This is a genomic window from Psychrilyobacter piezotolerans, from assembly GCF_003391055.1.
GTDB lineage: Bacteria > Fusobacteriota > Fusobacteriia > Fusobacteriales > Fusobacteriaceae > Psychrilyobacter > Psychrilyobacter piezotolerans.
The window spans coordinates 83,634-101,099 of the sequence record NZ_QUAJ01000003.1 but is presented as its reverse complement, the minus strand read 5'-3'; the positions used below and the strand labels follow the sequence as shown (position 1 = coordinate 101,099).

Genomic DNA, 17,466 nt, shown 5'->3' with positions numbered 1-17,466 from the left:
TGTGAATTAGATGAAAAAAAAGATTGATGTGTTTGTATTAATTGTTATGATTATTTTTACATTAGTAAATTTAATGATTGTATCAATTGAGCCTTTAATAGAAAATCCCATTTTATTAAAGGTATTAGATTTATTTACAAATTTTGGAAATATAATAGTAATAATTAAATTTACTAAAGATCCTAATTATAGATTTGGTTATTTATTAAGTGCTGTTTTCGCTACAATAATTTCTAATTTTTTTATATTTTACTTTATAGATAACTACTCTGGGATTTCAAATTTATATTGGATAATATTTATTCAAGGTTGTATTAATGCTGTTCTTTATTCATATTTTTATCAATTATTTAAAGAATATTCACACAAACGGATGAAAGAAGAAAAATTATTTAAGCATGAAAAATAAGCTTGTCGCGAAAAAGATGTATTAATAATAAAGATTATCTGGAAGAGAAATAAAAAGAGAGATTAAAGCTAAAATGGAAGAATGAAAAAAAGAACTCCATGGAGTTCTTTTTTTATTTTTCCCTATACTACTAAACTTAAAAGTGAAAGTCCGCCTATTGCCCATAAAACCGGAGAAACTTTATTGTGTTCCCCTGTTCCCACATGGACTACGATAAATGATAAAAATCCAAAACTAAGGCCGGTACTGATACTGTATGTAAGGGGCATCATTATAACCGTAGCAAAGACCGGCAATGCTGTTTTAAAATCATGGAGATCCAGCTCCTTTAGATTTTTAAACATGTAGATCCCAACAATAATCAGAGCCGGTGCTGTGGCATAAGCCGGCACAATCCCTACAATTGGTGTAAATAATAATGAGAGTAAAAACAATATCCCTATTACCACCGATGCTAATCCTGTTCTGGCTCCTGCTGCTATCCCTGCTGTGGTTTCCGACAGTGTGGTAACTGTACTAGACCCTAACAACGATCCTACTATTGTAGAAGCTACATCTGTATGGATCATCCTTCCCAGTGATAGGATATTTCCATCTTCGTCTTCCATTCCCATCTCCTTGGCACAGGCGATAAGAGTTCCCAATGAATCAAACAGATCTACAAACATAAATGAAAATATCGGCCCGATCAGTGCAAATTTAAAGGCTCCAACTATATCTAATTTAAATGCAATAGGTGCTATTGACGGCGGCATAGAAATTATATGTGTAGGAAGGTCTACTACTCCTACTATCATTCCTAAAACAGTAGTGGTAATCATACCAATCAGCATTCCACCCTTTATTCCTCTAAGCTCCAAGAGAGCCGACACCATGATTCCTATCACTCCCAAAACAACTGTGGGAGTAAATTTCCCCAACGACACAAATGTTGCCGGGTTCGCTACGATGAGTCCCATACTTTTTAAACCTATAAAAGCTATAAAAAGTCCGATTCCAGCTGTGGAAGCTATCTTCAGTTCCACAGGAATTGCCTGTGCTATCCTCTCTCTTATCCCGCCAATTGACATGACTAAAAAGAATAATCCCGATATAAAAACAACACCCAATGCCGTTTCCCAGGGGATTCCTTTCCCAATAACCAATGTATAGGTGAAAAATGCATTAAGTCCCATCCCAGGTGCTAATCCCAGTGGTGCATTTGCCCAAAAAGCTGCTATCAAACTACCAATTGCAGCACTTAAACATGTAATAGTGATAAGAGCGCCCTTATCCATCCCTGTATCTGCCATTATGGAAGGATTTACAAATATAATATACGACATAGTCATAAATGTAGTAAGCCCTCCAATAACCTCTTGCTTTACACTCGTTTCCCTTTCGGTCAACTTAAACATTCTCTCTAACATTCTGCTTCCCCCGTCCTTAAATTTTTAGTAGATATAATCTAATAATTTTATAGTCTGTTAAACTAAAAAAGGTTCTATTTTCCATATGTTTCAGGAAAACAGAACCTCTATATATATTAAAATATTAGGTATCTATCTTCTTATAGTCAGCTGTTTAAGGTAGCTGGTAGAAACTTTTCGCCATATCCGAAATTTATATAAGATTTTGATTTAGAAGATTATATCATTTTTTTTTTAAAATTACAAAACATTTCATTTTTAAATATAGCATAAGTTATTTCAGTTTTTTTTTAACCGGTAATTTAATTGATTTATTTCAGACCATTCATCATGAGTTGTAATCCAATCGTTATACTCTAAACTTCAATAAAAGCTTTTAAATTTAATGGATCAAGTAAAATTTTTACTATATTGAGATTGCTAGGGACAGCAGATATCCACCTAATAGTAAAAAAGAAAGTTTTTCTTTTTTATAATACAGACCTATACTAAAGATACCTTGGGTTAAAACAGCTGCACCAGCAATAGAAAAGTTAAAACCTTCTAAATAATTATAGAGACTTCCCCTGGATATAAATTCAACTATCATAAGGGCAGCCAGATTGAATAAGTTGCTCCCTAAGATATTTCCCATAGCCATCTGAAAATCTCCTTTTTTTACTGCTTCTGTAGAAACTATCAATTCCGGAAGGGAGGTGGAAACAGCCAATAAAAAACCTCCTATTATTGATTGTCCTAAGAGAATACCCATTATTGGAGTAACAGCTAACTTATCTGCAGTTTGAGATAAAATATATCCTAAAATAACCACCCCTGCGGAATCGATTAAAAATATTTTTAATGGTTTTTTTATTTTCGTATAATCTAACTTCTTTTTTTCTTCTTCACTTCCACCTTGGGATTTCATAAAGAAAATATACCCAAGGAATATAAAAAGTATAAATGGACTTTGTCCTAGGATCTCAAATTCTTTAAAAAGTGAACCTAGTATAAAAATACCACTTAAAAATAAAGTGAGAACGGATAACTTTAATCCCTCCTTTCTATCTATATTTTTAATAAAAATAAATTTCCTTAAGATGATAAAATCTAAAATAAAAACTATAAAGACGTTGAAAGTATTGCTTCAAAAAATATTAGCTACAGCCATGGTTTGATTTCCCAGATTAGTAGAGGTGATCCCAGTGACTAACTCTGGTAAGGATGTGATAGATGCAAGTAAAACTACTCCTACCCATGAGGATTCCATCCCCAGAAATTTTCCCAGGTTGTCCCCTGAATGAGTGAGCCTTTTAGCAAAAAATACCATCCCGTAAGCAACGATAAAAAATAACATTAAATAAACCATATTTATTCCTCCTTTTTTATAGATCAAAATAAAAAAAGAGACTTCTGCTAGAAAAAAATTCTAACAAAAGTCTCACCATATACTGCAGTATATCGATAGGTCCAGGCCTTTAAAGCCATGCATGTTGAACCTACCTGCTCTATTGAGCCGGTTACTCCCCTTTGATCATTATCATGAAAAATAATACCATATTAATTTTTTATAATCAACAAATATTTTTGGTAAATTACAGGTTTAATTGTCCCTAGCTGATAAATACTCATTTTCCATTTCTATGCTCGTTAAACCTTTGAATATTTTTACTTACTATATCTTTCTATCTTTTCTCCTCTAGGTATCCATAGTCTTACTGACTATTTGCATTTAAAATTCCTATACAACTTAAGAATACCTTAAAAAAGTTTTTTATCTTTATGGTATAATAATTTCAAAGTCCATAATAAAATATTTGCCACAGGCAGGAGGTAAAGTTATGAAAATATTAGTAACTGGAGGAGCCGGGTATATCGGATCCCACACAGTGATAGAATTATTGAAGGAAAACTATGAGGTAGTTATTGCAGATAATTTTTCCAACAGTAATCCAAAGGTCTTGGATCGAATAAAAGAGATTTCAGGTAAGGAATTTAAGTTTTACGAAATAGACCTGTTAGATAAAGATAATTTAGACAAAGTTTTTGTAGAGAACAAGATAGATGCTGTAATTCATTTTGCAGGATATAAAGCTGTAGGAGAATCTGTAGCCAAACCCATTGAATATTACCACAATAATTTAACCAGTACATTTGTTTTATGTGAAGTAATGAAAAATCACGGTGTTAAGAAGATAGTCTTCAGTTCTTCTGCAACTGTATACGGATTAAATAATACCTCTCCATTATTGGAGACTATGCCCCTCAGCACTACAAACCCCTATGGGAGTACAAAACTTATGATAGAGCAGATCCTAAACGACCTGTATATCTCTGATGATCAGTGGGGAATTGCCCTTCTGAGATACTTCAACCCCATCGGAGCTCATGAAAGCGGAAGGATCGGGGAAAATCCAAATGGTATCCCGAACAACCTAATGCCATATATCACCCAGGTAGCTGTGGGGAAAAGGGAAAAACTAAGTATCTTTGGATCTGACTACGATACCCATGACGGGACCGGGGTCCGGGACTATATCCATGTAACTGACTTGGCTGTCGGACATATCAGAGCACTGGAAAGATTCCAGGATAATACTGGTGTAGAAGCATACAACTTAGGAACTGGAAACGGAATCAGTGTTCTGGATCTGGTAAATGCATTTATGAAAGTAAATGATGTAAAGATCCCCTATGAATTAGTAGGCAGACGAGCCGGGGATGTAGCTACCTGTTATGCCAACTCTGAAAAAGCTTTAAAGGAATTAAACTGGAAAACTGAAAAAACTTTAGAAGATATGTGCAGGGATTCTTGGAAATGGCAGTCCAATAACCCGGAGGGATATTAAGATGAAAATATTTGTTATGTCAGATATCCATGGTTCAATATACTATCTGGAAAAGGCATTGGAATGTTTTAAAAGGGAGGAGGCAGATTATATTCTCATATTAGGGGATATCCTCTATCACGGTCCGCGTAATCCTCTTCCCAGAGATTATAACCCTAAGTTAGTTGCTGAAAAATTGAACCTGTATAAGGATAAGATCATAGCTACGAGAGGTAACTGTGACAGCGAAGTAGACCAGATGCTTTTAGAGTTTCCTATTATGAGTGATTTCACCAATCTATTTTTAGGGGGTAAGCGTATCTTTGCTACCCACGGTCACTTATTTACAGAGGAAAAATTTCCCATAGGTAAGGGAGACATCCTCATCTCCGGCCACACCCACCTGCCATTAGCAGAAAAAGAAGATATCTATATATTTAACCCGGGATCCATTGCCCTTCCAAAGGGTGGTAATCCTAATTCCTACGGAATTTTAACTTCTTCCTCCTGGGATATTAAAGATCTGGACGGTCAAACCTTAAAATCCATTTTATATTAAAAAAAAAATCCCAAAATAGTAATCTACTATTTTCAGGGATTTTTTTAATTTGTATCCTCTTCATCTTCATTTTTAGTTTCAATACTGTCGGTATATTTTCGATCCTTTAAGATATAGTATACCAAGGTCAATACCAACTTGGCACCATTATCTGTTATTTTTTTAAATACCCCATGTTTTTTAGTAGCGACCAGATGAAGTTTATATCCTAATCTTAAAATTTTAAGAACATATTTGTCATCTTCCTCATAGGGTGTAAATACCAGTAGTGCCGACAAATAAAATATTATAATAGCCAATACTACCAATAACAGCGTAATATACATCATCACAATCACCTCCTAAGTCTATAATATATATATATACTATATTCTTCCCGTTTTTCCTATAAATTCAAGGAATTATTTCTGGATTATTCCTATAACAGAACCGTTATCGTACTTTATTCGAACATTTTCTTTATCTATGATGTTGCTCATACAAAGGGAACTGGATCTGGGAATATCAGCCCTGTCCAGAGGATAGATAAATCCTTCCAACGTCAACGAATCTATTGGCGTAAGAGGGATGAAGGAAATAGTTTTTCCCCTCTGACCACAAATTTCCATGTCTTTTTTCACCCAAAATATTACCTCATTCTCATCTTCATAGGTGATATTTTGGTATTTTTCCAAGAGGTTAAGGTTAGTTAAAAAATGATCTGTTCGTCCCCCTGATCCTCCCAATATTATAACATTTTTGTACTTAACTGTCACTTTATCTAAAATTAACTCCCCATCTGTAAAATTTTTAGATCCAGGAAATTTCTCAAATTTTACTCCTAAGTTTTTATAATGAGATCTTGCCTCCTCTGTGATAGAGTCCAGATCTCCCAATATCAGTTTGGGAATTACTCCTAAATTATAGGCATGATTTGCCCCCCCATCTGCACAATATATATCATACTCACTGTATTTTATATTCTTATAATAGTCTGCCTTTAAATTAACCCTTCCGCTTAAAAATATTATCGCTTTTTTTTTCACACTTTTACTCCTCTTGATCTTTTGCCATATTTACCTCTATAAATACAGGCAGATGATCTGATATTATCTTTCTTATCTCCCTATGGTTGTTGTCTGTAAAATCTACTACCCCGCTCCTACCTGTATACCAGCCTTTCATCAGTTCATAGGGGTAAAAGATGTGATCATAACTGGATACCAATCCATTTTTTCCTATAGTTGTCTTTTGATTGGGAGGTATTGCATCAACTATCAGATCAGAATGCTTTAAAAAACCGGAGAAAGCATGATCATAGGAAGGGATATTGAAATCTCCTCCAATTATAACTATATTTTTTTTATTTTCTCTATCATACTCTTCTTTAAACCAGTCATATACATCGGTCATCTGCATAGCTTCCAGCTGCCTCTCTGTTTTCTTATCTCCAAATATGGAATGTACCAAAATATAGGTGAACTCAAACTCTCCTATTTGAAATTTAGCCCCATATGGCTCCCTTATAAAGCTTTTTCCCCTGTCTTCTTCCGGATAAAATTCACCTTTTTTCAGGAGTTTTACCCTGTCTGTCCTGTAAATATATGCAAAATATTCCCGGTATTTCCTGCTCCCCACTGCATAGGGTGAAATATGGTATCTCCACTCTACCCCTGTCTGGGCTTTCAGTTCATTGGTCAGTTTTTTAACTGCATCTTTTTTCATAACCTCTTGGATTCCTGCCAGATCAAAAAGGGATATGATACCGGCGATTCCCTCTATTTTTTCCTGACTGTGATCGTTTTTCCACCCCAGATGGAGAGTGTTAAAACTGGCAATATTCGCCGTTGATCCAAAGGCAAATATACCAACAATCATAAATATTACTATTAATTTTAATATTTTTTTCAAAATTATCCCTCCCAGCGGCCTGGCTTATCTTTCTGGCGTTCTCCCCCTCGACAATCGTAGAAACATATCTATTTTAATTTAACTTCTGTTAAAAAAAACCTAGAAAATTAAAATTTTCTAGGTTTAAAAATCTCTTACTTGGCTCTTTCTACGTATTTACCTGTTCTTGTATCTATTCTGATTAATTCATCCATTTCAATAAATAATGGAACCATTAATTCATATCCAGTTTCAATTGTAGCAGCTTTAAGTGCTTTTCCTGTAGTATCACCTTTTAATCCAGGCTCTGTATAAGTTACTCTGAATACCATGTGGTTTTCTAATTCTACTCCTACCGGTCTTCCTTCATAGAATAAGATATCGATGATAACTTCTTCCTTTAAATAGTTTACAGCACCATCCAGGTCTTCTTTTTGTAATCCGATTTGCTCAAATGTTTCCTGGTTCATGAAGTTATATTCTCCACCGTCTTCATATAAAAACTGCATAGACTGCTTATCTAACATGATGTCGTTCATCATATCAGATGCCTTTACTGTAGTTTCACTTATCCTTCCACTGATAAGATCCTTTACTTTAAATGTAATTTCTGGTGCTCTTTGTCTCTTTCCAGATGTTGATTGGAATCTCTCTGCCTTTAATATTAAAAATGGTACTCCATTATCTTCAAATGTACTTCCTGCTCTTAATTTATCTGCTGATTTCATCTTTTATTCCTCCATATTATTTTATCTTTTTTCCTGCCTGCTAATCTTTTCAGATTATCATTTTTAATTAATTATACAATAATTCAGAAGAATCTACAAGTAAAATAAGGCTTATTTATGCCTTTCATGGAAGGTTATCAGGTCATATATATCTTTTTTTATATAGGGACTTCCAACCTTCTTTCGAACTTTTTTCCATAAATCTTTAAATTTTTCAAAATTCATCCTTTTTATAATTATAATCGATTCCTTTAAATATTTTATATCTGCCTTGCTCATTCCCATCCCGTGGAGGAGGTTTTTTTTGATCTTATAGTAATTTTCATTATCTAATTCAAGACCATTATAGTAAAATCCTAAAAATTCATCGGATAAATTGTTTTCCTGATAGATAACTCTCCTGACCTCAGTAGCTATATAATCAATACTCAATTCTCTTCTTATCTGCCCTCTGTCTTCACCTTCAAAATTAAAGAAGGGTAAAAATACCGAGTACATATGATAACTTCTTATGGATTTGGTAAATGCATACATTTTTTTTAGAAGGGGGTGTAATTTTTCCTCTGTTCTAACCAATCCTTTATCTATTTCATAGGTACTTCCTAAATGCGGATAGAGTGTAATTGTAAAATCTTCAGAATGAACAAAATTAATTACATGTTCATCATACCTATTATTTTTTTTAAATTTTTTAATAAATTTTCTTGCTCTGATCAATTCCTCATAGATCATATCTTCATTAAAAAAGTCATCTATAAAAACTTTAGGACTTATTATCAATTCATTTTTTTGTTCACCTTTTTTATTAAAGAAAGGCAGGAGGGGTTTATTAGCTACTGTAAATAGACTCTCTAATCTTTTCTTCATATCCTCATCCAATTCCACTTTAAACTCTAATTTAGATATTTTTTTTATACTCTCTTTATCTTTGATATAATTGTTTTTTTTCAAAAGTTTAAAAAGGTAACTATAGTAATAACTTTTTATCCTTTTATACAGAATTTTATTATTTTTTAAAGATGGACATTTCCTCTCTGCTATAGAGTCAAACTCTAAAAAATCCTCTAAACTTAAGATCCCCACCTTATTGATCCCAAAAGCATTCCAGGTATAAACCTTTGGGATCCCATAGTCTTTTAAATCGGAGATTAATGCAACATATTGAGCTATTCCTCCACCCAGGGAGTGCCCGGTCAAAGCTATACTTTTGTGTTCTATTTTTAAAATTTCTTTATAAAATTCTACTCCCTGTTCCAGCTGTTTTGGTTTCTTATCCACACCTATCAGGAGATCTGTTTCTATAAAATCTTTATATGCTTCGCCAAATGAGCTGACTTCTGTACCCCTGTAGGAGATGACTATCTGTCCGTGTTTTTCAAAAGCTATAGCATAGAAGCCTGTTTTTTCTGTCCCCTGTCTATAGGTATCATTCATTATGCCTATAACTTTCCATTCACATAAAAAAGTATGAAATGTTTTTTCAAATATTTCCCTTCCCCCATAGGACCAGACCTCATTGGGAAAAGAAAGCAGTCTTTCTTTAGATTTATTGTTTAAAAACAATATTTCCTCCAAAGAAAAGCCTATATCCTCATCTTTAAAATCACCATATGAAAGACCACTGAGAACTAAATAGTCTAATTCTGTTATCATAATTCTACCACCTTAAAATATCAATTTTAATAAAATATACGTAACAAAGGTTCCTAAAATACTTCCTGCAAGGACCTCTTTGGGAGAATGAATCCGCCCCTCTATCCTGGACTGAGCCACTAAAAGAGCTATCCCAAAAGTTAATATTGTTACCACTATATTTTCTGTGGCGTAGGAGACTCCTATCCACAATCCAAAAGCCAGGGCAGAATGCCCGCTGGGCATACCTCCATGCAGCAATTTCCCTCTTTTATAATAAGATTTGATTATAAAGACTCCTATTATTACTATACACAATACAAATAAAACAGTGTCCACATAGGAGGATTTCAACAGTCTAAAGATCTCAAATGTATCTTTCTTTATTTTTTTACTAAAAATTATATAACCTATAACCAGAGCATTGAGAGATACTACAAGTACCGCTCCTGCTGCTACATCTTTGGCTTTTTTAGCCAGCGGATGGTACCTGGTTGTAGTAATATCTACTGCAGCCTCTATAGCAGTATTCATAAGTTCAGCAAAGAACACCAGGGATACTGCAAAAGACAGGCTTTTTAAATCCGATCCTGTCACACCAAACATAAGGCTCAATATAGCTACCAGGATAGCCATAAATATATGAACCCTCATATTTCTTTCTGTTTTTATAGCTGTAACTATTCCCTCCAGAGCATAGTTTATACTTTCACTGAATTTGCCATTTTTAGTTATTTTTTTTGTCATAACTCACCCTCATTAACTTTATATATCTCTGCTATACCCGTGTTTTTTTAGGATCTCTTCCTCTTTTTTTCTCATTACCTTCTTATCTTCATCCTCAATATGATCATACCCCAACAGGTGTAAGATCCCGTGAGTTAATACATAGTAAAACTCCCTTTTAAAACTATGGTTGTAATCGCTGGCCTGATCTTCCACCCTTTCCAGAGATATCACTATATCACCTAGAGTCAGATAAGGCCCCAGTTGAAAGTCATCTTCATTATCTAAATAAGCAAATGAGATTACATCTGTAGGCTGATCTTTCCCCCTGTAATCCCTGTTTACTATCTGTATATTTTCGTTATTTGTCAATAAAAGCGACATATATACATCCCTTTCATTGCTGTACTCGTCCTCTATGACTGTTTTTATGTAATCCTCTACAGTCTCTACATCTATAAATTCATCATAACCTTCTATACCCTTAGTTAATTCTACCGTTATATTCATAAGAATATTTCCTCCCTGAAAGCTCCCCCGGGAACCGTTTTTTATTTTTTAATCTTTTTTTGTCACGAATTACACAAATAAACACGAATTTTATAAGCATTTTTTTGGCACAAACCTCTATGGATCAAAAAGCCCTTTAACATAGACTAGATTCTTCTTTTATTTAGACTTTTAAGCGAAGTTTATAGTCGTCCAGCTTCCACAGTAAATACCTTACGAGTTTCGTCGCCCCCACTATGCCCGTCAGGGATCCCACTAAGAAACGGGAATCACTGGTACTTGCCCGCTAAGACAAGATGGTTTTAGCTTCGGTTTCTCTTACGAAGAGAAACCATAAAAAAGAAGAGTATAAACCTTCTTGACTTTCTTTCGCCTATTTCTTGTGTCAAGACAAGAAACAGACCCGTATTAAAGAGGGACTCTTTAGAACCTTCGATTCATGATTATTAAAATTATTTATACTCAATTAATAACTTTAAATATGTGTCGCAGATTACACAGATTTTAAATCCGAATAACCCAATTTCGGTTTTCTATATAAAGTTCTTCCTTTTGATCAAGAGGAAGATGTCCGATAGGACAAAAGGAGTCTAGCTTCCAGTTATTACTTCTGCCCCGGATATTTTATCCTCACATGGTGGATACTCATGAGTATCTTTGTAAAACTCTGGATTATAATTTCAATCTCTTTAAATGTAAGATCCGCATCTGAAAGCTGCTGCTCCTCTATCTTTGAGCCTATAATTTTTCGGAGCATCTTTTCTATTGTTACCGGTGTTTTTTCATCCAGTGATCTCACTGCTGCTTCAATGGAATCTGCCAGCATTATTACTGCCGACTCCTTGCTTCTGGGCTTTGGTCCGCTGTATCTGAAATCACTTTCCTCTAAATGCGGGTTGCTCTGCTTTGCTTTATTATAAAAATAAGCCAGCAAAGTCGTCCCCTGATGTTCATACATAATATCCCTTATTTCCTTAGGCAGGTTGTATTCCCTTCCCATCTCATCGCCGTCTTTAGTGTGTGATGTTATTATGAGAGTACTCAGACTAGGACTCAGATTATTATGCGGATTTACTCCATCAGCCTGGTTCTCTACGTAAAACTGAGGCCTTTTCATCTTTCCTATATCATGATAATAAGATGCTACTCTGGCCAATACATGGTTACCACCTATAGCTTCTGTAGCCTGCTCCGACAGAGTCGCTACCATCATAGAGTGATGAAATGTCCCGGGAGCACTTACCGATAATCGTCTGAGGAGAGGCTGGGACAGATCCCCTAATTCCAGCAGTTTTATATCTGTCAAAATATTAAAGGTCCTTTCAAAATATGGGAGGAGAGCTATGGTTAACATCCCTGTAAAAGCTCCCGACAAAAATAATACCCCACTTTTAATCAAACTGTCTATAAATTCCATATTCATACCAACTGCCATGGTTAACACTATAAACACCTTAGTCATCCCTATATATATACCTGTATTGATAATATTAGTTCTATTTTTTATTTTTGTAACCAGATATAATGAAACCATCAAACTAAATATTTCTATAACTAAATATTCTATACTAAATCCATTTAACGGAATAGCATAGAGGATCAAAAACCCACCTATAATTAAACTGACTTTTATATTTATCAGGATTCCTAAAAGGATAAATACAGTTTCTATAGGTAAGATATATTTCCAGTTTGGATCTATAACCCTAAAAGATATGATCCCCACAACAAGGGACAGCATTATAGCGCTGTAGTAACTTTTTTTTCTTATTTCATCAAACATAAACTTCGTGCAGATATTTTTAAATATTATGGATAATATAAATAGATAAATAAGGGTCCCCATAAATTTTATTATCTTACTGGTTTTTCCATAAAGTCCTGCATTTTTTAATATGACTACCTTACTCTCTGAAACAGCTTCACCTTTTTTTAAAATTACCGATCCGGCTTTTATACGAATCGGTACATCTTTAACCTGTTCTATCTTTTCTTTGAGCAGTCTTTCAGTTTTTTCACTGTCTAAGATATAGTTCGGTTTGATAAAAGTTTCTATAACACTTTCCTCGTAAAAATCCGAATCCTCAATCTTTTCAAATACATTATTCAGTCTCAATAAATTCCCATCTTTTTTTACTCCGTGTTTATACAAGGTTTTTACATCTTTTAAATATTTATCTTTTAGATTATCCAGTTCATAGTCTGGTTTTTCAAATAAATATGTAAAAACTTTAAATGAAATCTTCACATCAAACTCATCTCTTATTTTTTCATAAGCCAGATCTAAGTCTAGATTTTTATTCTTTTTTATTTGTTCAAAAAATATCTCTATCCTCTGTAGGGTTTCTTCCTCTACATTTTCTACACTTATATATTCCTTTTGAGAACTTGTCAGTATCTCAGAAATTATTCTTTCCTTAGCAGCTCTATCGTTATAAACTATATCTGTAGGAGCTATTATGTCCTTTCTGGCCACATCTCCTAAATTCAGATAACCATTGAATAAATATGTATTTGCACTGGCTACAGTAATCACCAAAATTAAGATAAGATATATTACTTTTTCATTGACTACTTCTTTTGTAGATAATCCCGTATCTTTAATTTCTTTTTTTATTTTTTCCTTCTTTTCAAATCCAATTGTCAATCTTCTACCAAAAAGCTCAATTTTTTTCATCATCTGCCTCCAATATCAGCCTATATGATATCATCTTTGTTTTTTATATGAATATTCCTTGTTGGAATTGAGTCTATAAATAGACTTCCATATCGTTTTTTTATAATTCTATTATCTAAAATTGTTATTACACCTCTATCATCACAGCTCCTAATAAGCCTCCCTATTCCCTGTTTAAATTTAATTATTGATTCAGGTATCTGGTACTCCATAAAGGCATTTTTCCCTTCATCATTTAGATTTTCTATGATGGCTTCTACCACTGGATCACTGGGTACTTTAAATGGCAGCTTTACTATGATTACAGAGCTGAGTTTATCTCCTTTCACATCTACCCCTTCCCAAAATGATGCTGTCCCAAAAAGTACAGGTTTACTGCTTTTTTTATACATATCTACCAGTTGATTTCTCGGTGCCTGCCCCTGGATAAACAATTCATATCCTTCCTCTTCCAGTCTGTCCTTTAGCATGAAGTACAGGTAATTCAATGTAGAATATGAGGTAAACAATAAAAATGTATTTCCCTTTGTTCTCTTTATAAGTTTTTCTACAAAATCTTTCACCCCATCTAAAAAACCGCGATCTGTAGGAGATGGCAGATCTTTTGGAATATACACCTTCATCTGCCTGTCATAATCAAAGGGTGAATCAATTATCTTTTCCAGGACCTCCTCATGGAGTCCTATGGATTTTTTAAAATATTCAAAACTGCCGTTAATTGCTATGGTTGCAGATGTAAACACCATGTGTTCCAGGTTAGAATATAAGTTTTCATCCAGTTCATCACTTATTTTTAACGGTGTTGCTACAAATTTTACATTACTCTTTTTTTGATTTAAAGATATCCAGTAGATAAAGTTTTTATCGTCCATCTCCTTTATGAAATTATAGTTGGAAAAATATGTTTCCAGCCTTTCACTATATTTTGTAAAATCACTTATTATTCCTGTTTCATCATCGATATCTTTTATCACACGAATTAAACTCTTCAGCCTTCTCATATATGCATTGTAGGTTAGGAGCATCTCCTCCTCCAGTCCCTTTAATGTTTCCCAATGTTCCCAATGTTTTAATTCTTCCTTTCGCAGACGAAGACTTATATTCCCCTGAGACTGTCCTGCAAAGGCTTCTATAACCTTTAGATAGTACTCGTTCCCACGGTTAGCCAGATCTATGTGCCGGGATATCAGTTCCTCTATGATCTCTTTTTTTATAGAATCATACCCCTTATATTTTATATTTCTCAAATAATTTAATAAACCCGTATACTTACTGGAATCTTTTTTCTTTCCTATATGATGGATATTGTTCATAGTTTTATTGAATGAATATTTAGATGCCTCATAGGAAAAATAATCCCGAGCCACATTTTCTATATTGTGGGCTTCATCAAATACTACCAGATCATAGTCTGGAAATATGGAATAATCTGTATTAAATCCCACTTCCTTTCGAATAGATAGGTCGGCAAAAAACATATGGTGATTGGTGATCAAAACATCAGCTTTTTTCTTCTCCTCCCTGGATTTTAAAAAGAAGCAGCTTTCCTTGAAGGCACACTTGCTCCCTGCACAGATATCTGTCTCACTCATAAATTGTTCCCAAACTATATAATCCACCTCAAATGGGAGTTCTCCTTTATCTCCGTTTTCAGTGGATTTAAACCACTTCAAAACATAACTCACCTGCTCTTTTTGAGAGCTGCTCATATCATCGATCTCTGAACTTCCTCCGATTCCTATATTAGCTGCCTTTCTATTGCACAGGTAGTTCCCCCTGCCTTTGACCAAAACATAGGTGAATTTTTCAGGCAGTAACTTTTTAACTATGGGGATATCTTTGTGGAGGAGCTGCTCCTGTAAGTTTATAGTATTCGTTGTAATTATAACTTTCTTTTCATTTTTTACAGCCCACTCTATACTGGGTATTAAATAGGCAAGGGTTTTACCAGTTCCTGTCCCTGCTTCTACTACAACCTTAGTTTTATTGTTGAGTCCCTCCTCAATGTGTTTAGCCATATGAAACTGTTCTTCTCTATACTCAAAACCCTTAAATATTCCTGCCAAAAGACCTTTTTTCTCAAAGTACGGCCCTATATCTATCTTTTGAATCTCCGTTTTATTTATCTCTACCATGACATAGATATCATCTACAGCATTATTTACAATATATGAAGCTCCGTCTTTTTGATCGGAATACATAGAGGCCACAGCTACATCTGCATCGGAGGGATATAGATAGCCCGAAGGATGGTTGTGGATTATTACTTCCCTTTTCTTCATCCTCTTGAGGAGGGCAGGAACCGATCCTTTATTCCCTCTGGCTATGACCTCTATCTCATCTACTATCCCGTCACTGTTTGGGATACCACGAAAAAACACCTCATTCCCATGGGCGTTCTCAATCTCTTCTTTCATCTTTTCTATTATATTTTCTGAAATTTTTTCTAATATCATTATTTATTCACCTTCTATTCTCCTATTATACCACAAAATAAAAGAAACGTGATTAATCAAAAAAAAGAGGCAATGCCTCTTTTTAAGTTGAAAATTGAATATATATAGTTTAAAGTTTTACTTATATAAACTATATAATATTCTACATCTCTTTTATTTTATATACAGGGGTTCCAAAAATTCAAAACCTTTATTTTTCCCCTTGACAGCTTCTATCATAAAAAGTTTTGAAACTTTGGTATTTTCACTGAATATATTTTGTATCCTCTTTGGATAGAATCCCAATTCCGATAGATTATTTAACAGCTCTACCATCCTCTCGCTCCTATATATCAGTGTCAGACTTCCTCCTGGTTTTAGGAGTCTCCTACTCTCGGTTATCAGTTCCTTTAAATTTAAAGTTATCTCGTGCCTTGAGATGGCTTTCATAGAGCGGGGATTCACCTTTCCATTGGAACTTTTCATATAGGGAGGGTTGCTCACTATATAATCATAGGTGTTCCCCCTGTTTAAATTTTTTATATCTATATTGAGAACTTCTATCTTCTCTGTAAGGTCATTTTTTTCCACACTTCTTTTGGCCATTCCAGCCATCTCTTCCTGGATCTCTACCGATGTTATCTTATCTATCTTGGGATTACGAGACAGGATCAGGGAAATTATTCCCGTCCCTGTACCTATATCCAGAAGCTTCCCGCTTTTAGCAGGGGTAAAAAACTCCGCTACCATGACAGCATCTTCTCCAAATCTGAATCCATCTTTTTTCTGTAAAATAACCATCCCATGATCCAGGGGTTCTAAATTTTCATCTGCTCTCATTATTTTGCTTCCAATCCTTTCATAGCTGCTTCTTCAGGGGTTTTTTTCTTGGATTTATGTTGTTTTCTGGCTTCTTTTTTATCAAAACTTACCTCATCCAAGTTCAGTCTCATTCTGCCTTTCCCCTCTACATCTACATACAGATATTCATTCAATGGATTTATCCCAACGACCCTGCCTTTGCTGTTTTCCACATTTACTGTCTGACCCATACTCGGGCATTTTAACAGGGCATCGGCATATTGCTGATATTCATATTTAATACAACAAAGCAGTCTGCCGCAGGCCCCGGAAATTTTTGAAGGATTTATTACCAGCCCCTGATCCCTTGCCATCTTAATGAGGACCGAGTCAAATTTATTGATATAAATTCTGCAGCAAAGTTCCTTCCCGCAGATTCCTAAGCTCCCTAATATTCTGGCTTCGTCTCTCACTCCTATTTGACGCAGTTCGATTCTAAGCTTAAATATAGTAGCTAATTCCTTTACCAGGTTTCTAAAGTCTATCCTACCCTCTGCTGTAAAGTAGAAGATTAATTTCGATTTATCAAAAGTAAACTCTGTGGCTACTAATTTCATAGGCAGCTCATGTTTTTTTATCTTTTCTTTTCCTATATTATTGGCTTTTTCTGCCTCTGCTTTAAGAGTTTCAAATTGTTGGTTGTCCTCTGCCGTAGCTTTTCTGATCACTGGTTTTAACGGCAATACCAAAGATTCTTCACCCATCATTTTAGGAGCCATATATACTAAACCGATCTCCTTACCTCTGGCAGTATCCACTATAGCCCTGTCTCCTATTTTATAATCAACTTCATCTACTACTTCAAAGTAATATCTTTTTCTGGTTATCTCAAACATGATCCCCA

Annotated in this window: 17 protein-coding genes and 1 riboswitch; of the genes, 3 read left to right on the top strand and 14 right to left on the bottom strand. The window is 34.5% G+C overall.

The features are described 5' to 3' along the window. The first annotated feature begins 10 nt into the window (after nt 1-10). Nucleotides 11-409: a hypothetical protein gene (locus DYH56_RS02760; RefSeq protein WP_114641326.1), complete on the top strand. Its 399-nt coding sequence runs from the start codon at nt 11-13 to the stop codon at nt 407-409. A gap of 122 nt (nt 410-531) precedes the next feature. Here DYH56_RS02760 and DYH56_RS02755 read toward each other — a convergent pair whose 3' ends face one another. From DYH56_RS02755 to DYH56_RS02745, 3 genes are all read right to left on the bottom strand, one after another. Further along, a complete protein-coding gene (locus tag DYH56_RS02755; RefSeq protein WP_114641325.1) occupies nt 532-1,818 on the bottom strand; it encodes an NCS2 family permease in 1,287 nt (428 codons plus the stop codon). A gap of 123 nt (nt 1,819-1,941) precedes the next feature. After that, nucleotides 1,942-2,039: riboswitch (purine riboswitch) on the bottom strand. A 185-nt stretch (nt 2,040-2,224) separates the two neighbouring features. Continuing rightward, a complete protein-coding gene (locus DYH56_RS02750) occupies nt 2,225-2,725 on the bottom strand; it encodes a calcium:cation antiporter family protein (protein WP_114641324.1) in 501 nt (166 codons plus the stop codon). A 219-nt stretch (nt 2,726-2,944) separates the two neighbouring features. Next, complete coding sequence (locus tag DYH56_RS02745; protein ID WP_114641323.1) at nt 2,945-3,166, bottom strand: calcium:cation antiporter family protein; 222 nt, start codon at nt 3,164-3,166, stop codon at nt 2,945-2,947. A 472-nt stretch (nt 3,167-3,638) separates the two neighbouring features. Here DYH56_RS02745 and galE point away from each other — a divergent pair, with 472 nt between their 5' ends. Beyond that, nucleotides 3,639-4,646 carry a UDP-glucose 4-epimerase GalE gene (galE, locus tag DYH56_RS02740; protein WP_114641322.1) on the top strand — a complete coding sequence of 336 codons (1,008 nt, stop codon included), beginning with the start codon at nt 3,639-3,641 and terminating at the stop codon, nt 4,644-4,646. A gap of 1 nt (nt 4,647) precedes the next feature. Further along, the gene (yfcE, locus tag DYH56_RS02735) at nt 4,648-5,184 is read left to right on the top strand and encodes a phosphodiesterase (protein WP_114641321.1); all 537 of its coding nucleotides are present in this window, start codon (nt 4,648-4,650) and stop codon (nt 5,182-5,184) included. A gap of 44 nt (nt 5,185-5,228) precedes the next feature. Here yfcE and DYH56_RS02730 read toward each other — a convergent pair whose 3' ends face one another. The 11 genes from DYH56_RS02730 to DYH56_RS02680 form a co-directional block, all read right to left on the bottom strand. Further along, nucleotides 5,229-5,516 carry a hypothetical protein gene (locus DYH56_RS02730; RefSeq protein ID WP_147269585.1) on the bottom strand — a complete coding sequence of 96 codons (288 nt, stop codon included), beginning with the start codon at nt 5,514-5,516 and terminating at the stop codon, nt 5,229-5,231. Nucleotides 5,517-5,585: 69 nt separating this feature from the next. After that, on the bottom strand, nt 5,586-6,209 hold the full coding sequence (locus DYH56_RS02725) for a thiamine diphosphokinase (RefSeq protein WP_158539024.1): 624 nt from the start codon (nt 6,207-6,209) through the stop codon (nt 5,586-5,588). A gap of 4 nt (nt 6,210-6,213) precedes the next feature. Then, a complete protein-coding gene (locus DYH56_RS02720; RefSeq protein WP_114641318.1) occupies nt 6,214-7,074 on the bottom strand; it encodes an endonuclease/exonuclease/phosphatase family protein in 861 nt (286 codons plus the stop codon). A 134-nt stretch (nt 7,075-7,208) separates the two neighbouring features. Next, the gene (gene efp / locus DYH56_RS02715) at nt 7,209-7,781 is read right to left on the bottom strand and encodes an elongation factor P (RefSeq protein ID WP_114641317.1); all 573 of its coding nucleotides are present in this window, start codon (nt 7,779-7,781) and stop codon (nt 7,209-7,211) included. Nucleotides 7,782-7,892: 111 nt separating this feature from the next. Then, nucleotides 7,893-9,434: a Tle-like phospholipase domain-containing protein gene (locus DYH56_RS02710; RefSeq protein WP_114641316.1), complete on the bottom strand. Its 1,542-nt coding sequence runs from the start codon at nt 9,432-9,434 to the stop codon at nt 7,893-7,895. A 12-nt stretch (nt 9,435-9,446) separates the two neighbouring features. After that, nucleotides 9,447-10,160, bottom strand: coding sequence for a diacylglycerol kinase (locus DYH56_RS02705; RefSeq protein ID WP_114641315.1), 714 nt, complete (start codon nt 10,158-10,160; stop codon nt 9,447-9,449). An 18-nt stretch (nt 10,161-10,178) separates the two neighbouring features. Continuing rightward, a complete protein-coding gene (gene ybeY / locus DYH56_RS02700) occupies nt 10,179-10,649 on the bottom strand; it encodes an rRNA maturation RNase YbeY (RefSeq protein WP_114641314.1) in 471 nt (156 codons plus the stop codon). A 604-nt stretch (nt 10,650-11,253) separates the two neighbouring features. Further along, entirely contained in the window at nt 11,254-13,326 is a 2,073-nt protein-coding gene (locus tag DYH56_RS02695) for an HD family phosphohydrolase (RefSeq protein ID WP_114641313.1), read from the bottom strand. 20 nt (nt 13,327-13,346) lie between these two features. Then, on the bottom strand, nt 13,347-15,782 hold the full coding sequence (locus tag DYH56_RS02690) for an ATP-dependent DNA helicase (protein ID WP_114641312.1): 2,436 nt from the start codon (nt 15,780-15,782) through the stop codon (nt 13,347-13,349). Nucleotides 15,783-15,935: 153 nt separating this feature from the next. After that, complete coding sequence (locus DYH56_RS02685; protein ID WP_114641311.1) at nt 15,936-16,601, bottom strand: tRNA1(Val) (adenine(37)-N6)-methyltransferase; 666 nt, start codon at nt 16,599-16,601, stop codon at nt 15,936-15,938. After that, nucleotides 16,601-17,458 (bottom strand): PSP1 domain-containing protein, encoded by an 858-nt coding sequence (locus DYH56_RS02680; protein WP_369927793.1) that lies wholly within the window; start codon nt 17,456-17,458, stop codon nt 16,601-16,603. Before DYH56_RS02680 ends, DYH56_RS02685 begins: the two co-directional genes overlap by 1 nt. Nucleotides 17,459-17,466 lie beyond the last annotated feature (8 nt).